The sequence below is a fragment of the Nitrospira japonica genome, from assembly GCF_900169565.1.
Lineage (GTDB): Bacteria > Nitrospirota > Nitrospiria > Nitrospirales > Nitrospiraceae > Nitrospira_C > Nitrospira_C japonica_A.
This window is the reverse complement of record NZ_LT828648.1, coordinates 1402499-1417609: the sequence shown is the minus strand read 5'-3', so window position 1 is coordinate 1417609 and position 15111 is coordinate 1402499. Positions and strand designations below refer to the sequence as shown.

General features: G+C 59.7%; 14 protein-coding genes. All 14 read right to left on the bottom strand.

What is annotated here, in order from left to right; all coding sequences use genetic code 11:
• Positions 1-16: 16 nt before the first annotated feature.
• Positions 17-1099, bottom strand: a complete 1083-nt coding sequence (gene hisC / locus NSJP_RS06745; RefSeq protein WP_080886149.1) for a histidinol-phosphate transaminase — start codon at positions 1097-1099, stop codon at positions 17-19.
• A 4-nt stretch (positions 1100-1103) separates the two neighbouring features.
• Entirely contained in the window at positions 1104-2180 is a 1077-nt protein-coding gene (gene pheA, locus NSJP_RS06740) for a prephenate dehydratase (protein ID WP_080886148.1), read from the bottom strand.
• 194 nt (positions 2181-2374) lie between these two features.
• Positions 2375-3382, bottom strand: a complete 1008-nt coding sequence (gene ruvB / locus NSJP_RS06735) for a Holliday junction branch migration DNA helicase RuvB (protein WP_080886147.1) — start codon at positions 3380-3382, stop codon at positions 2375-2377.
• Between the two features lie 25 nt (positions 3383-3407).
• Positions 3408-3905, bottom strand: coding sequence for a hypothetical protein (locus tag NSJP_RS06730; protein WP_080886146.1), 498 nt, complete (start codon positions 3903-3905; stop codon positions 3408-3410).
• Positions 3906-3908: 3 nt separating this feature from the next.
• Entirely contained in the window at positions 3909-4517 is a 609-nt protein-coding gene (ruvA, locus tag NSJP_RS06725) for a Holliday junction branch migration protein RuvA (protein WP_080886145.1), read from the bottom strand.
• A gap of 43 nt (positions 4518-4560) precedes the next feature.
• On the bottom strand, positions 4561-5319 hold the full coding sequence (locus tag NSJP_RS06720) for a YebC/PmpR family DNA-binding transcriptional regulator (RefSeq protein WP_080886144.1): 759 nt from the start codon (positions 5317-5319) through the stop codon (positions 4561-4563).
• A gap of 156 nt (positions 5320-5475) precedes the next feature.
• The gene (locus NSJP_RS06715) at positions 5476-6309 is read right to left on the bottom strand and encodes a hypothetical protein (protein WP_080886143.1); all 834 of its coding nucleotides are present in this window, start codon (positions 6307-6309) and stop codon (positions 5476-5478) included.
• A complete protein-coding gene (locus tag NSJP_RS06710) occupies positions 6310-7065 on the bottom strand; it encodes a PCP reductase family protein (protein ID WP_172834210.1) in 756 nt (251 codons plus the stop codon). It lies immediately after the preceding gene.
• Between the two features lie 22 nt (positions 7066-7087).
• Entirely contained in the window at positions 7088-8008 is a 921-nt protein-coding gene (locus NSJP_RS06705) for an Mrp/NBP35 family ATP-binding protein (protein WP_080886141.1), read from the bottom strand.
• A gap of 167 nt (positions 8009-8175) precedes the next feature.
• Positions 8176-10020 carry a GTP-binding protein gene (locus NSJP_RS06700; protein WP_080886140.1) on the bottom strand — a complete coding sequence of 615 codons (1845 nt, stop codon included), beginning with the start codon at positions 10018-10020 and terminating at the stop codon, positions 8176-8178.
• A gap of 31 nt (positions 10021-10051) precedes the next feature.
• Positions 10052-10849: a sulfate adenylyltransferase subunit CysD gene (gene cysD, locus NSJP_RS06695; RefSeq protein ID WP_080886139.1), complete on the bottom strand. Its 798-nt coding sequence runs from the start codon at positions 10847-10849 to the stop codon at positions 10052-10054.
• Positions 10850-10875: 26 nt separating this feature from the next.
• Positions 10876-11928 carry an anthranilate phosphoribosyltransferase gene (trpD, locus tag NSJP_RS06690; RefSeq protein WP_080886138.1) on the bottom strand — a complete coding sequence of 351 codons (1053 nt, stop codon included), beginning with the start codon at positions 11926-11928 and terminating at the stop codon, positions 10876-10878.
• Positions 11928-12623, bottom strand: coding sequence for a phosphoadenylyl-sulfate reductase (locus NSJP_RS06685; protein WP_155970589.1), 696 nt, complete (start codon positions 12621-12623; stop codon positions 11928-11930). Before NSJP_RS06685 ends, trpD begins: the two co-directional genes overlap by 1 nt.
• 30 nt (positions 12624-12653) lie before the next feature.
• On the bottom strand, positions 12654-15107 hold the full coding sequence (locus NSJP_RS06680; protein WP_172834209.1) for a sulfurtransferase TusA family protein: 2454 nt from the start codon (positions 15105-15107) through the stop codon (positions 12654-12656).
• Between the last annotated feature and the right edge of the window lie 4 nt (positions 15108-15111).

The window sequence follows — 15111 nt, the reverse complement described above, 5'->3', positions numbered from 1 at the left end:
TTCCCTCACGTGTTAATCAGCCCGTCTTCAAGACGCGTGCGAGCGCCGTCAGGAATATCTGGTTCTCTTCCGCTTGTCCGACGGTCACACGTACCATTCGGCCCTCGATGTGGCGAACGATCACGCCTTGCCGCAGCAGCGCCTCAAAAATCCGGCGGCCATCGCACCCGGCATCAAAATAGAGGAAATTGGCTTCACTCGGCACCGGCATACACCCCAGGGCAGCCAAACCGCTTTTGAGCTGGTCCATGCCGCTCTCGTTCACCGCACGACTCGTCGCGACGTGCTCATCGTCCCCCAGGGCGGCCAATGCCCCCAGTTGCGCCAGGCTGTTGGCGTTGAACGGCGGCCGGACCCGGTTGAGCAAATTGGTGATCTCCGGCGTCGTGATGCCGTACCCGATCCGTAAGCCGGCCAACCCGTAAATCTTTGAAAACGTGCGTAACACGATGGCGTTGCGTCCCTGCCGAACATAGGTCATCGAATCCGGGAAGTCCGCGCTCCGGACGTATTCGAAATACGCCTCGTCGAACACGACGACCACATGTTCCGGCACCTGTGAAAGCAGGCGGGCCACCTCTTCCCGTGAGACCATCGTCCCGGTCGGATTATTGGGATTGCAAAGGAATAAGAGCTTGGTGCGCGGAGTCATGGCCTCGGCCATCGCCGCCACGTCGTGCCTCCACTGGACCAACGGCACCGTGACCGCTTTCCCGTGCGCCGCGACCACTTCCATTTTGTAGATCACGAAGGTGTGATCCGCCATGACGGCTTCGTCGCCCGGCGACAGAAAGGTTCTTGCCAGCAATCCCAGCAACTCGTCGGAACCGTTCCCGAGAATGACCTGGTCGGGCGTCACTTTCCAGCGATCGGCCAGGGCCTGCCGCAACCGGAAGGCGCCACCGTCGGGATACCGATGCAACGTGGCCATCCCTTCGTTGAGGACGGCCAATGCTTTCGGAGAGGGGCCCAGGGGATTCTCGTTCGAGGCCAGCTTGATCACTCGCTCCAGGCCGAACTCGCGCTGCAATTCCTCGATGGGTTTGCCCGGCACATAGGGGCTCAACGACAGGATATCGGGATGGACGTGGATGGTCATGAGATTAGCTGTGTGCGGGATAGGATCCCAACACCTTCATAAAGAGGCAGCGGCCGGTGATGTCCTCGACCGCCTTCTTCACCCGGTCTTCTTCGATGTGGCCTTCGATGTCGACAAAGAAAATATACTCCCAGGCCTTTCGCCTGGACGGACGGGATTCGATCTTGGTCATGCTGAGGCCATGCGAGGCGAACGGGCGAAGCAGATCGTAGAGCGCCCCCACCTTGTCTTTGATCGAGAGCATGAGCGAGGTCTTGTCCTTCCCCGTCCGCTCGGGTGCCTTCTGAGAGAGGACGAGAAAACGAGTAAAATTGTTCAAATTGTCCTCGATCCGCGACTTGATGACCTTCAGGCCGTAGAGTTCGGCGGCCAACTGGGACGCGATCGCCGCAACGGACGCGTCCTCGAGGCAGAGTTCGGCGGCTCGGGCCGTGCTGGCAACCTCGGAAACCGGCACGTGAGGCATATGGGTCTCCAGCCAATTGCGGCATTGCGCAATGGCATGCGGATGCGAACTGATTTTCTTGATCTCTTCCGGTACCCCCGATTTGGACAAGAGATGATGCGACACCTCCTGGAGGACCTCCCCATAGATCAACAGATTCGAGTCGATGAACATGTCGAGCGTATGGTTCACGACGCCTTCGGTCGTATTTTCGATCGGGACCACTCCGAAATTCGCCCGGCCTCGCTCCACTTCGCTGAAGACTTCTTTGATGCTGTGGACGGGGATGTACTGAGCGGAAGACCCGAATTTCTGCATACAGGCCATATGGGTAAAGGTCGCCCGTGGTCCCAGGTAGGCCACCTTCTGAGGGCCTTCGAGCGACAGGGACGCCGACATGATTTCCCGGTACACGGGCCGGATCCCTTCCGAAGGGAACGGACCGGTATTTTGGGCCACGAGGCGCTCGATGATCGCGGCTTCGCGAGCAGGCGTGTGGAGATTGGCATCGGCATCCTGTTGTTTTTTCAGCCTGCCGATCTCAATAACGCTCTTGGACCGAACGTTGAGGAGACGAAGAATCTCGTCGTCGATTCGGTCAATTTCTTTTCGGTGTTCGGAGAGATCTCCAGACATGCATAGTCCCCCTCCACCCGTGCCTCATGAGTTGGACGAACGTCCAGAAGCAGAACAGGTGAGAGCAAACGCGAAATGATACAGGATTGTGGTCAGGAAATGCAAGGAGACCCTAGAACTTTCGAGCATTTATGGGAACACGGTGCGGCAGGTTTTTCCATCGATTCCCCGGCGGGCACGAGAGGCGGCCGGAATCACAGCAGACGGTGGGACGGCTTGTTGAAATGATCGTGCGCCAACTTGCTGGCCTGGCGTCCGCGTCCGGTCCGTTCGAGGTAGCCCGCCTGGATCAGATAGGGTTCATGCACGTCCTCGAGCGTACTCCGGTCTTCCTGCACCGCAGCCGCCAAGGACTCGACCCCGACGGGTCCCCCGCCGAATTTCTCGATGATCGTCAGGAGGATCTTGCGGTCCATCTCGTCGAAACCGGCCGCATCCACTCCAAGCCAGGCCAGTGCCTCCTGAGCCACGGCCCTCGTGATCCGTCCATCGGCTTTCACCTGCGCGTAATCGCGGACGCGCTTGACCAAGCGATTGACGATTCGGGGAGTTCCTCGTGCGCGCATGGCGATCTCGTCCGCGCCGGTCGATTCTATGGGAATGTTGAGGAGGCCGGCCGAGCGCGTCACGATGAGCTGCAACTCCGCCGGGGTATAGAAATCCAGGCGATACACCAACCCAAACCGATCGCGCAGCGGAGAGGTCAACGCTCCGGCCTTCGTCGTGGCTCCCACCAGCGTGAACCGTGGCAGATCGAGCTTGACCGTACGGGCCGCAGGCCCCTGGCCCACGACCAAATCCAGCTGGAAATCCTCCATGGCCGGATAAAGCGCTTCCTCCACTGCAGCGGGGAGCCGATGGATTTCGTCGATGAACAGGACATCATGCTCCTGAAGATTCGTGAGCACGGAGGCCAAATCTCCGGCGTGAGCCAACACCAGCCCGGAAGTGGCTTGGAGAGTCCCGCCCATTTCACGGGCAATGATGTGGGCGATCGTGGTCTTCCCGAGGCCGGGGGGACCATAGAAAATGGTGTGGTCCAGCGCTTCGCGGCGCTGTCTGGCCGCCTCGATGCAAATCCGAAGGGATTCTTTCATACGGAGCTGCCCGACGTATTCGTCCAGCGACTGGGGACGAAGCACGGTCTCCATGCTTCGCTCCTCGTCGGTCAATTGCGGACTCACGATTCGTTGCGGCGTCATCGTAGTCGTTCTTGCCGGTCTCGATTCATTGTCCTGACTGCTTTTCCGGTGTCGGCAGGTATCTGGTTGGAGGCGGAATGGCCCCCTGTCCCGGCGTCGCGGTGCTTCCGCAATCGGGAGGGCAGGTCTTTCTTCCTTGGCTCGGATCCGGCAGAGTCGATTCGAATTTCTGCAACTGGCATTGACTGAGCTTCCCGCCTTCCTGACGGCCGCAGCGGGAGGGCACGGATGAGCGGCCGACTTCCTGATATCCATCCGGGCACGCGCCGCAAACGGCCAGAAGATTGGCGCCCAATGGAACGCATTCCACCAGCGTCGGATCCCCGTCCTTGCAAATGGACGGCGCCTCGGTGACGCCGGTGATTGCATAGCCGTCCGGACATTGTCCGCAGGTTTTTCGGATGCTCTTCGGTTCTGCGCCGGCATTGTCGGCCTGCGCGGCTGGCGAAGCCGCAAGGAATACGCCCGCGGCGACCAACGCACAGATCCCCTTTACGGACGGACGATACCCGGTGATTCCCATACCTTACCCCCTGGCCAATTCTTTTAACGAATGGCGGATGAGTTCCTGCAGACTGAGCGGAGCCGGTCGTTCCTGTCGGACCCGTTTCAGCGCCTCTTTCGCGTCCTGCAATCGATAGCCGAGATTCGTCAGCGCCGACAGCGCATCCTCAGCGTCCCTGTCGTGTTGGGACCCGAGACCAACCGCGGGGGCGGCCGGGCCGGGATGCAGCTTGCCGAGTTTGTCCTTCAGTTCCAGCACGAGCCGTCCGGCAGATTTCTTCCCGATGCCCGGGATGGTTTCGAGTTTTTCGACGTCACCTGCATGAATGGCGGATACCAAATCGCTCACCGGCAAGGCGGAGAGAATGCCCAAGGCGGTCTTCGGGCCGACCCCGGACACCGTCGTCAGCAGCAGAAACGTCTCCTTTTCCTGCCGGCTGCTGAAGCCGAACAACAGAATCGCGTCCTCACGGACATGAGTATGAATATTGAGAGCGAGTGTGGCGTTCAGGTCGGGGAGACCGTAGTACGTGCTGAGCGGAATCAGAACGTCGTATCCGACTCCCTGCACGTCAAGGGTCAGATGGGTCGGCGCCTTGAAGGCCAATCGGCCCGTCAGTGAGGCGATCATGCGTCGTGCGGCGTTCCGGAAGGGAAGAAATCTTCAGCCGGCGCTACCCCGCCGCGGCGGCGGCGACTTTTTCCATCACGTCGTCCGGAATGTCGAAATTGGCGTGCACCTTCTGGACGTCGTCGTGTTCGTCCATGACTTCCATCAGCTTGAGCATCTGCTCCGCGTCCTTTTCCTCGAGCCGGATCGTATTCTGCGGGACGAACGTGAGCTCGGCAAGCGACGGATCCACCTTCGCGTCAGCCAAGGCTTTTTTCACCGCTTCGAAGTCCTGAGGATTCGTGATGACCTCGAAACTCTTCTCACCGGACTTGACGTCCTCCGCGCCGGCATCCAAGGCCAACGACAACAAGGCATCTTCCTCGACCTTACCCTTGTCGATGGTCAGCAGACCCTTCTTATGGAATTGCCAGGCGACTGCACCGGCTTCAGCCATGTTGCCATGGTTCTTGGTGAAGAGGCTGCGGATCTCGGCGACCGTGCGATTGCGGTTATCGCTGGTGATTTCGAGCAGCAGGGCCGTTCCTCCTGGCCCGTATCCTTCGAGGCTGAACTCTTCGTAAGAGACACCCGGCAACTCCCCGGTGCCGCGTTGAATCGCCTTCTTCATCGTATCGCCCGGCATGTTGGCTTCTTTGGCTTTGGCAATGGCCAATCGCAACCGGGGATTCCCATCGGGATCACCGCCGCCTCGGGCTGCGATGGTCAATTCCCGGATGATCCGGGTAAAGATTTTTCCCCGCTTGGCATCCTGAGCCGATTTATGGCGCTTGATCGTCGCCCAATGACTATGGCCGCCCATATGGCACTCTCCTCAGCCGATCGCCGGCTGGATCTTTCCGGTACTGTGTCGTGGCTGCGTGGTGATTCGGTACAGGTAACACAGGGTTCGGAAGGGTGTCAATTACGCGGGCGTCGCCTGTGAGCCGGTTGCTCGATCACAGGCTCTTGTGCGGAACTACTCGGAATAGATGAGCAACTGCGCGCCGATGACCACAATCAGGCAGGCCCAAACGACCTCCCATCGCAAAGAAGCTTGCGACTCCTTCCTCCAGCCAGAGAGCAGCTTACTTGAGCCGGCCGTCATCGCCATCGTACCCATAATGGCATGGTGCAAGGCGATTTTTTCCCCTGATGGGTGGCCGCCGTGCGAATGGGCGAACAACATCAGGCCGCCGGCGATGGCCATGAGAGGAAACGGAGCCATCCACCAGACTCGTCGCAGGCCGCCAAGCCGTCGTATCAGCTCGATCACGCCGACGACCACAGCCGCCAGCCCAAATACCTTGTGCTGTACGATCTCGGACTCGTCCCCAAAGAACGATTGAGTGAAGGTCAGCGAGCCGATCGGCCAAGCCTCATGATCGCTCCAAATCAACAAAAACAGGCCGGTCGTGAGCATCGCGGCCGGCGTCACGAATCTGATCCAAGCCAACGTCGACCACCGGCAGGCATAGCCGAGTTCCGCCAATCCCATCAGCATCACGAATAGGCCGGCCACGTGATGGTTCCGCTCGGAATAGGCGATGCCGGCGGCCGAGCCTTCCCAACCATCTGCAGAGACGGGATGTCCGTCGTGATGGGAGCCGGCCGTGACTGCGGCAGGATGCAGTTCGGCATGTTGAGCGGACAAGAGAACCGGTGTCAGGGCTGCCCACAGAACGGCGCATAGAAGGACCGGCCCGACTTGTCGGCCGGTCATTCGTGCAAGACCCACGAGGCGAGCAAAGAAAAGGCCCATCCGGTGCTCCGGACAGGCCTTGTTGGAAGTCGATCCCGACCGAGTGGCCATCTACATGAATTTCATGAACTTGTCTTTAGCGTCGTCCATCACTTGCGCCGTGATTGTAGGGACGCCGCGCTCTTTGGCCAGCCGTTCGATTTCCTTGCGGGCCATCGGACGGATAAAGTCGGGAATATTGTCGAGTCGTTGCTCCGCTTCGCGAGTCCACGCGATGCCGTTGGGAGAGTCGTTCTTGGAGTCATCCATCACTTGCAGCGTAATGGTCGTATAGCCTTGCTTTCTGGCATAGGCTTCCACGCTGCTCTGAACCATCGGCTTCACGAAAACAGGCAGCCGGTCGAGTTTTTCCTTGGCATCAGCCGTCCAGGTGAACTCCGACGCCGCAGGCGCGCCGTTGGCGGGTTTGCCGGAAGAGGTGAGTCCCATCTCGGCCACCATCGCGGAAAAGGGGCAGCCGCTGCTTCCGGCCTTGTCGCCACTCTTGGGTGTCGCCGCGGGAGCGGCGGAGGCGGGTTGGCCGCCCTGAATCTTCTCATTTAAATACGCCGCCATCTGGCCTGACCCGGCCAGCGCTTCATCCTTCAATGTCCCCCTCGTCATCTCGAATGGCTCGGCCGCCACGGTCCTCCCGCCCAACTTCACGCCCAGCGAACTGACCATTTGCGTTTCGCCCGGATTGGTGACCATCGAAAATTTTGCCCCGCAGGACGGGCAGCCGAAAAACACCCCGAGAGACCCTTCTCCGGGCTTTTCGACCTTTTCGAAGTTCATGTAGGTTTCGCAATTGAGGCACACGAATTTCATGGCATCTCCTCTTGGATGAGCGTCACAGTTTTTCGGCCAGGACCTTCTTATAATCCAGCAGCGTTCGAATACGTCCGGCGATTTCCTGGTAACGCTGGATGGTCGGATACGTCTCATCCAGCAATGGTTCGCCCTTGTCGAAGGTGCGGGCAAGCTTCCGGTCAAAGGGGATACGGCCGAGAAGGGGGAGATCCAACACTTCGCACATGGCTTCGGTATTGCCCTCGAATAATTCGTTCTGTTCACCGCAGGACGGGCAGCGGTATTCGCTCATGTTTTCGACGATGCCCAGCACTTTGATCCCCATGTCACGCGCATAGGTGACGGATTTCTGGACGACATCCGAGGCAACCTCGGAAGGGGTCGTTACGACGATGGCGCCGGCCAGATCGGGAATGAAGCCCGCGATGACAGGCGGTTTGTCTGCGGCGGCACCGGGCGGGAGATCCGCAAGCAGATAGTCCAACTCGCCCCAGACGACGTCGGCCAGGAATTCCCGGATGACGTTCATTTCCATGAGGCCCAGCCAGACTGGACTGACATCCATCGGCCCTTTCCATCTGACCGGAGAGGCGGCTCCCAGAAAAAAATCCATGGAGGCGACTTTGATATTCAACGGACCGACCGGCGGCAGCGCTCCTTCCGGGGTCATGGTCAACGACCGGCCATGAAGGCCAAGCATCCGAGGAACGCAGGGGCCGTTCAAATCCACATCGAGTAGGCCGACACGGCTGTGCTGCCGCGCTAAGGCCAGGGCCAGATTCACCGTGGTCATGCTTTTGCCCACGCCGCCCTTGCCGCTCATGACGACGAGCTTATGCTTGATGCCCGTCATTCTGGCTTGCACCTGTTGCATCTGCTCGGTGATCTGCTGCACGACCTTGGCGTCGTCGGAGTACCGAAGCTTACCAAGAATCGTCTTCAGATCTTTGTCGGGAGCCATATCGATCGCCTCGCCAAACCTGTGGATATTGCGAGAAGGTACGGTAACATAGGGGTTTCCGGAGAGTCAAACCAACCGATGGCGGACCAAGGGAACGTCGCCTCCGATCCGCGACTGTCCCTGTTCCTGAACAAAAAGGACGAGCACAGCTCCGCGGAGCCAGTCCCTCAGATCGAATATTGAAACGTCGGTTTGGCGCCAATAGCGTGCGCCAGGACGCCCCGGCGTTTCAACTCCTCGATGATCCGGCGAGTCGCCGCGTCAAAATCCGCGGGGCCCGTGAAGATGAGATCCGTACCGGCAGGTGCCTCTTCGGGCAGCTTGCTCATATGCACGGCAATGACCGGCGCCGGATGCACCAACGTCCTGATCGCCTGCGCGGCTTCGGCATATCCCATCCCGAACGGGTTCGTCGTGGACACCACGATCAACCCCGTGTCGACGAGGAGCCGCGCCACTTCTCCGTACCGGCGACCCATCTCTGCCGTCTGCCCCCGCTCGTGCTCCGAAAGGTCCGCATCGAGTCCCCGCCGGAGATTTTCCCCATCGAGCAGATAGGCATGTCGACCGTCGGCCACGAGCCGGGCCTCCAGTTTCTTGGCGAGAAAGGACTTCCCGGTATGCCGGCCCCCGGTAACCAGGACGATCGCCGCCCGGTGGCCGTATTGTTGCGCCCGCTCTTCGATACCGACTTCCCCTTTGACCCACGCAAAATCCCGTCGCCGGGCTTCCTCACGTAGGAATTCCTGATCGTCGTGGATCACTTCCGTGACGATCCCGCCGCCCGCGATGTCATATTCGTCGACCAAGACAAACCGGCCGGTCGCTTCAAAGGAGGATGACAGGTCGAACGCGACCGGAGCCTTCGTCCGCACCGTCAATTCCGCCACCTGATTTCTCGCGACCGACGTACTCCCCTGCTGCTGCGCCAAATCCATGGTGTCGATGATCTTGTGAATCACGGCAATCTCGCAATCCACCTCGTTCGTCGCGACGCGCAGGAGATACTTGCGGCCTTTCTCCAGGGGGCGCCGCCCCAGCCAGAACAGGTTGGCGCGAAACGCCGTCGAGACCAGCGGCAACTGCGACTGATGGGTCGCAATCTCACCGCGCTCGATGAAAATCTGTTCGTCGAGCGTGATGCCGACCGACTGACCGGCTTCCGCGCCGGTCGGCGGCGGCTCGATATTGAACGCCTCAACGGATCGGATATTGGCGCGTTTGTTCGAAGGGGAAAACACCAGGTGATCTCCGACCTTCAGCCGACCAGCCGCGATGCGGCCGGTGATGATCCGCCGCGCATCGAACTTGTAGACGTCCTGGATGGGAAACCGAAGCGGCTGTTCCGATCTGGCCGTCTCTTTTTTGAACAGATGCAGCGCATCCAGAACGGTGGGTCCGTCGTACCACGCCATGACCGAGCCGCGCTTGGCGATGTTATCACCCATTTTCGCGCTCACCGGGATGACACGTTCCGGCACGGCGCCGAACTGGCTCAGAAATTCCCGATATTCCTTTTCGATCCCGTCGAAGACATCCTGACGGTAACCGACAAGGTCCATTTTGTTGACCACCACCGCAAACTGGCGCACTCCCAGGAGCGAGAGCAGATAGCCGTGTTTTTTGGACTGTTCCTTCACGCCTTCGAGTGCGTCGATCAGGAGCAGGGCGGCTTCCGCCCGGGCGGCCCCTGAAATCATGTTCTTCAGAAATTCCTTGTGTCCGGGCGCATCGATGATGATGTACTGGCGGCCCTGCCAGATGAAAAACGTGCGGGCCGTATCGATCGTGATGCCCTGCTCCTGCTCCTCGAGAAAGGCATCGAACAGAAATGCGTACTCGAACTCCTTGCCTTGCTGGCGGCAAATCGCCTGCACCTTTTCCAGCTTACCGTCCGGGAGGGATCCCGTATCCGCATAGAGACGGCCGAGCAACGTCGACTTCCCGTGATCGACGTGACCGACGATGACGATGTTGAGATGTTCGGACGGTTTGGATGAATGGGACGTCATAGTGCGGGACACTCCTCTCGGCGCGGCGGCATCACATGTATCCGTCTTTGCGGAGCAATTCCATTCCGCGTCCCTCATCCTGCGCGCGACCTGACCGCTCCGCGACGGTCGTATGGCGCAATTCCTCGATGATGTCGTCCACGTTCTTGGCGGTCGATTTGATCGGCATCGTGCAGGGGGCGCATCCGAGGCTCCGATAGCGGGTGCCGTCGCCCTTGTCGAGGTACAGGTCGATGAACGGAATATTCTCCAGTTTGATGTACTCCCAGATGTTGATCTCCGTCCAATCCAACAGCGGGTGAATACGGATGTGGGTGCCCGGCGGAAAGGTCGTCTTGAACTGATCCCATAGCTCGGGCGGCTGATCCCGAAAATCCCAGTCCCCATGCTTGTCCCGCGGCGAGAAGTATCGTTCCTTCGCCCTGGTTCCCTCTTCGTCCGCCCGAACGCCGAGGATCACGCCGGTGTAGCCCTTTTGCTCAAGAAGCTGTTTCAGGCCGTTCGTCTTGAGCGCCGTGCAGCAGGTCACGCGTCCCAAGGTGTGATTCATACCGGCGGCAAGTGCTTCTTTATTCTGTCCGACGACGAGGTTGAGATGCCATTCGCGCGCCAATCGATCGCGGTACTCGATCATGGCGGGAATCTTGTAGCTGGTGTCCACGTGCAGGAGCGGAAACGGAACATGACCGAAGAACGCCTTGCGCGCCAGCCATAACAGGACAGTCGAGTCCTTCCCCATCGACCAGAGCATGGCGAGGTTGTCGAAATGCTTGTAGGCTTCTCGAAGAATATAGACGCTTTGGTCTTCAAGCTGACGCAAATGTTTCACGGGTCGATCCTCTCCTCACGTACGCATCAGCCGGCCGAAGCCGCGGCGATCGGCTGCCGGCCGAGTGCTTCGAGCTTTCGCGCCGCGGCCCCGTCTTCAAGAGCCCGCTTGGCCCGCGGTATACACGCGGCCAGCGAGGATTCTTTTCCTGCGGCATAGAGCAACATCGCCGCGTTGTAGAGTACCCAATCGCGAGCGCCTCCCTGCACCTGATTCTGCAGGACTCGGCGCAGAAGCAGCGCCTCCTTGTCCCGTTGCTCTGGCGGGAACCCGCCCATATCGCGAGATGTTCCGAGATTCAATCCCACGTCCTTCGGCGCCAGGGTCAGGGGAGTGATCCGGTCGTCACGCAATTCCAACACCTTGGTCACCATCGCGATCGACAGCTCCGGATCTCCTTCAACACCGCGAATCACGAGCGCTCTCGGCGCTCCCAACATCCGAAGCGCCTCCGCCGTCTTCTCAAAATACGGCGGGTGGGTCAATCCGATCACTTGAGAACGGCTGCGGGCCGGGTTGAGCAATCGCGCAACCGGATGAAAGACGCTTCGCACGCCGAGTTCCCGGCGCAGTTCAAGAAATCGATACAGTGGAGGATGGTAGAGCCCGATGTCCAGGTAGGCAAATCCTTGTTTCGTCACGGCCTCTCCGGCCGCCTTGGGATCCAGATCGATCGGTACGCCCAACGCCTCGAGAACTCCGGCTTGACCCGGGCGGCCCGGAATTCCGTCGTATCCATGCATGAGAACGGCCGCCCCGGCTGCCGCCGCGACGATCGCCGCCCCGGCCAGCGCATGAAAGGTATCCTGTTTGCCGGCATAACTGGGCAGGTCCACGACATTGATGTCTTGCGGTGTCGGAACGGGAGCCACGTAGGAGCGAGCAGCCGCAGTAAACGCCGCCAGTTCGGTGACCGATTCCATTTTCACCCGCATCGCGACCAGGAACGCCCCGATCTGAGCGGGAGTCGCCTGGCCCTCGATCAGCGATTTCATGGCACGCTTGGCCTCGTCCCAGGTGAGGTCCTTCGAGGCTTTCTGACCTTTGGCGATTTTCGCAATGAATTCATGCATCGACATCAAGAAGCCTTCTTATGGAGTCCGCATTCCGTTTTCTCACGCCCCTGCCACCGGCCGGAGCGAGGGTCTTCCCCGGGCATCACCGGTTTCGTACAGTGCGTGCAGCCGATGCTGGGATAGTTGCGATCATGCAATTCGTTGTACGGCACTTCGTAGATCTTGATATAGGTCCAGACGTCCGCCCACGTCCACGCCGCCAATGGATTGACTTTGACCAGCCCGAAAATGTTGTCCCATTCAATCATCTTGGCGTTGGCGCGCGTTGGAGACTGCTCCCGCCGGATGCCGGTGATCCAGGCGTCATAGGTCTTCAATATTCTGTTCAAGGGTTCCACTTTCCGAATCTTGCAGCATTGATCGGGATCCTTGGCCCATAAGGCTTCCCCGTGCCGCGCCGTCTGATCCGCGGGCGTCAACAGCGACTTGACTTGGAGCATTTGTGCCGGCTTCAAGTTGTACCGTTCCGCGATCCGATCCCTGGTTGCATGGGTCTCGGGAAACAGGAAGTCCGTGTCGAGATAAAACAACGGCACCGACGGATTGATGCGATGAACCATATCCACCAGCACCACGTCTTCCGCGCCGAAGCTGCAGGCCAGGACGATCTTCGGCGCATATCGTTCGATCGCCGCAGCCAACACCTCCTGCGGCTGCTTCGACGCGAACGAGTCGCTCCACACCTGTAGGGCTTCCATATCGTTAGGGGATACCTGCGTCATGCCGGACTACTCGACTTTCTCGACCAAGATCCTGAAATGCACCGCCTCCGGCTCCAACGCCTCCTGCAGATGGATAAGATGTCCGTCGTTCTTCAAGCTCATCGGCACATTCTTGATCGGCTCCCCGGCGTCCAGCCAGACTTCCAGTTTCTCGCCGGCATCCATCATCTCCAGCTTCAGTTTGGTCTTCACATAATTGAGCGGACAGGCGACGCCGCGCAGATCATACAGTGGGGCGCCGGTCGGCACGGGTGCAGCCGGCTTCGCCGGAGTCGGCGCAGGGGCCGTCGGCGCCAACTTCAGATCTTTCCCCATCTGCTCAGTCGCCGCACGGCAGGCATCGACGAATCCCTTCGCAAACGCCATTTTTTCCCGAGCCGATTCCAGCGTCGTGTCCTTCGGCCCCAGATCTCCGACCTTCTTGCCCAACTCCCGGTACTGCCCCGGTACGACACCGTGACTCGCAATGCGGCGTTCGAATTCGCCGAACGTTTCCGCATCGGTCGACGGCTCGAGGCCTTCCGTCACCAAGAGCGCCTTGGCGGCGGCCAAAACCGCCCGGTACGATTTGTTCACAGACACCGAATATTGATGGTTATCGATCAGGAGCCGGGCTTGATACAGCTCTTGATCCGCTTCAAGAATGCCGTTTTCGATCATCTCCAGCGCGCCGCCGGCGCACTCGCCCGGCCCAAGATCTTCCAGGACGAACTCTTCCTCTCCCTCCCAATCGTAATAGAAGGTGGGATCGTCGTCGAAGGCCGGCACGATGGTATAGGGGATCAACTCGTCCTTGAGGGCGTTCTTGCCGACTCGCTCGATGAATGCCGGCAGCCCTTCACTGGGCTTGCGGTCCCGGCGATATACGTCGATCAGGTGCGTGATTGCCGCGGATACGGCTTTGGCCGGAAGTTTCACCGTCATCTGTCCGATCTTGGCCGTTCCGTTCACTTTGCCGCCAAGATGCAATTCGTAGAACGGCGCCGTGTGCTCTCCGATGCGTTTGCCGACTCCGTGCAGACCGATCGTGGCGATGTGATGCTGCGCGCACGAATTGTGGCATCCGCTGATTTTGACGCTGACGTCTTTCAGATCTTCCGGCACGCGACCCGCCGGGAACACCTCCGCCAGGGCCCGTGCCAGCCCTTTGGATGACGTAATGCCCAGGCCGCATGTATCGGTACCGGGACAGGCGATGATGTCCTCCACCAATTCGGCTCCGGGATCGGCGAGTCCCTTCGACGCCAAGTCGTCGTAAAGGCCCCTGATCGCCGATTCGGGAATCCAGCGAATGATCATGTTTTGATTGATCGTGGTGCGGATGTTGCCGTTCGAGTAGCGTTCCGCGAGATCGGACACGACCAACATTTGATCGGTCGTCAAGTCACCCATGAACAATTTGACGACGGCGGCCACGTAACCAGGCTGCTTCTGACGCACGACGTTCGTCCGCTTCCACATATCGAACGGCGTCTCTTCCGTCGAGCCGTTGACACGGCCGTTTCCCGAGACGCGGTTCGACTTCACCGGTTCGGGCATGATCAAGGGCGCCGGTTTGTCCTCATATTCGAGGAGTCTGAGAGTGTCGTCCGCGGGGCGCGCATGCCCCATGCTGACGTACGCCTCTTCCCATCGGCGCTTGAACTCGGCGAATCCGAGCTTGTCGATCACGAATTTCATCCGGGCTTTGTTCCGATTCTTCCGGTTGCCGAGCGTATCGAACACCTTGATGACGGCTTCGACGCTCGGAATCAGCTCGTTCATCGGCGTGAACTCGCGGAGGACTTGAGCGATACGCGGCGCGGATCCAAGTCCGCCGCCGGCGACCATGCGGAATCCGATGACGCCGTCTTCCCGCTTCACGGCCAAGAGACCGATGTCGTGGATCGGCGTCAACGCGCAGTCATGCTTGCAACCGGAAAAAGCGATCTTGAATTTGCGCGGCAGGCTTTGATTCAACGGGTTCCGCAATAGGTGATAGGCCACCGTCTTGGCATAGGGAGTGATGTCAAACACCTCGCCCTGGCAGACTCCGGCGAGATGGCAGCCGGTCACATTTCGCACGGTATTGGCGCAGGCCTCCCGAGTGGTCAACCCTACTTCCGCCAGACCGCGCATCACGTCGGGCACGTCCTTCAGCTCCACGAAATGGAGTTGGATGTCCTGCCTGGTGGTCACGTGCCCCACTCCGGTGGCATACCGCTCGGCAAGTTCGGCGACCCGGCGCAATTGATTGGCGTTCAGCCCCCCAAAAGGGATCTTGATGCGGATCATCTGGACCCCGGGCTGCCGCTGGCCATAGATGCCATATTGCAACCGGAAAGGTTTGAACAGGTCGGTGACGATCTCTCCTGACAGGAGGCGCTTGGACTCCTGCTCAAACGTCTCGATTTCGTCGGCGATCGCCGGCGGAATCGGATGCGTCTGGACGAGCCCGGAGGTAAGGGTCTTGGCAGTCATGATC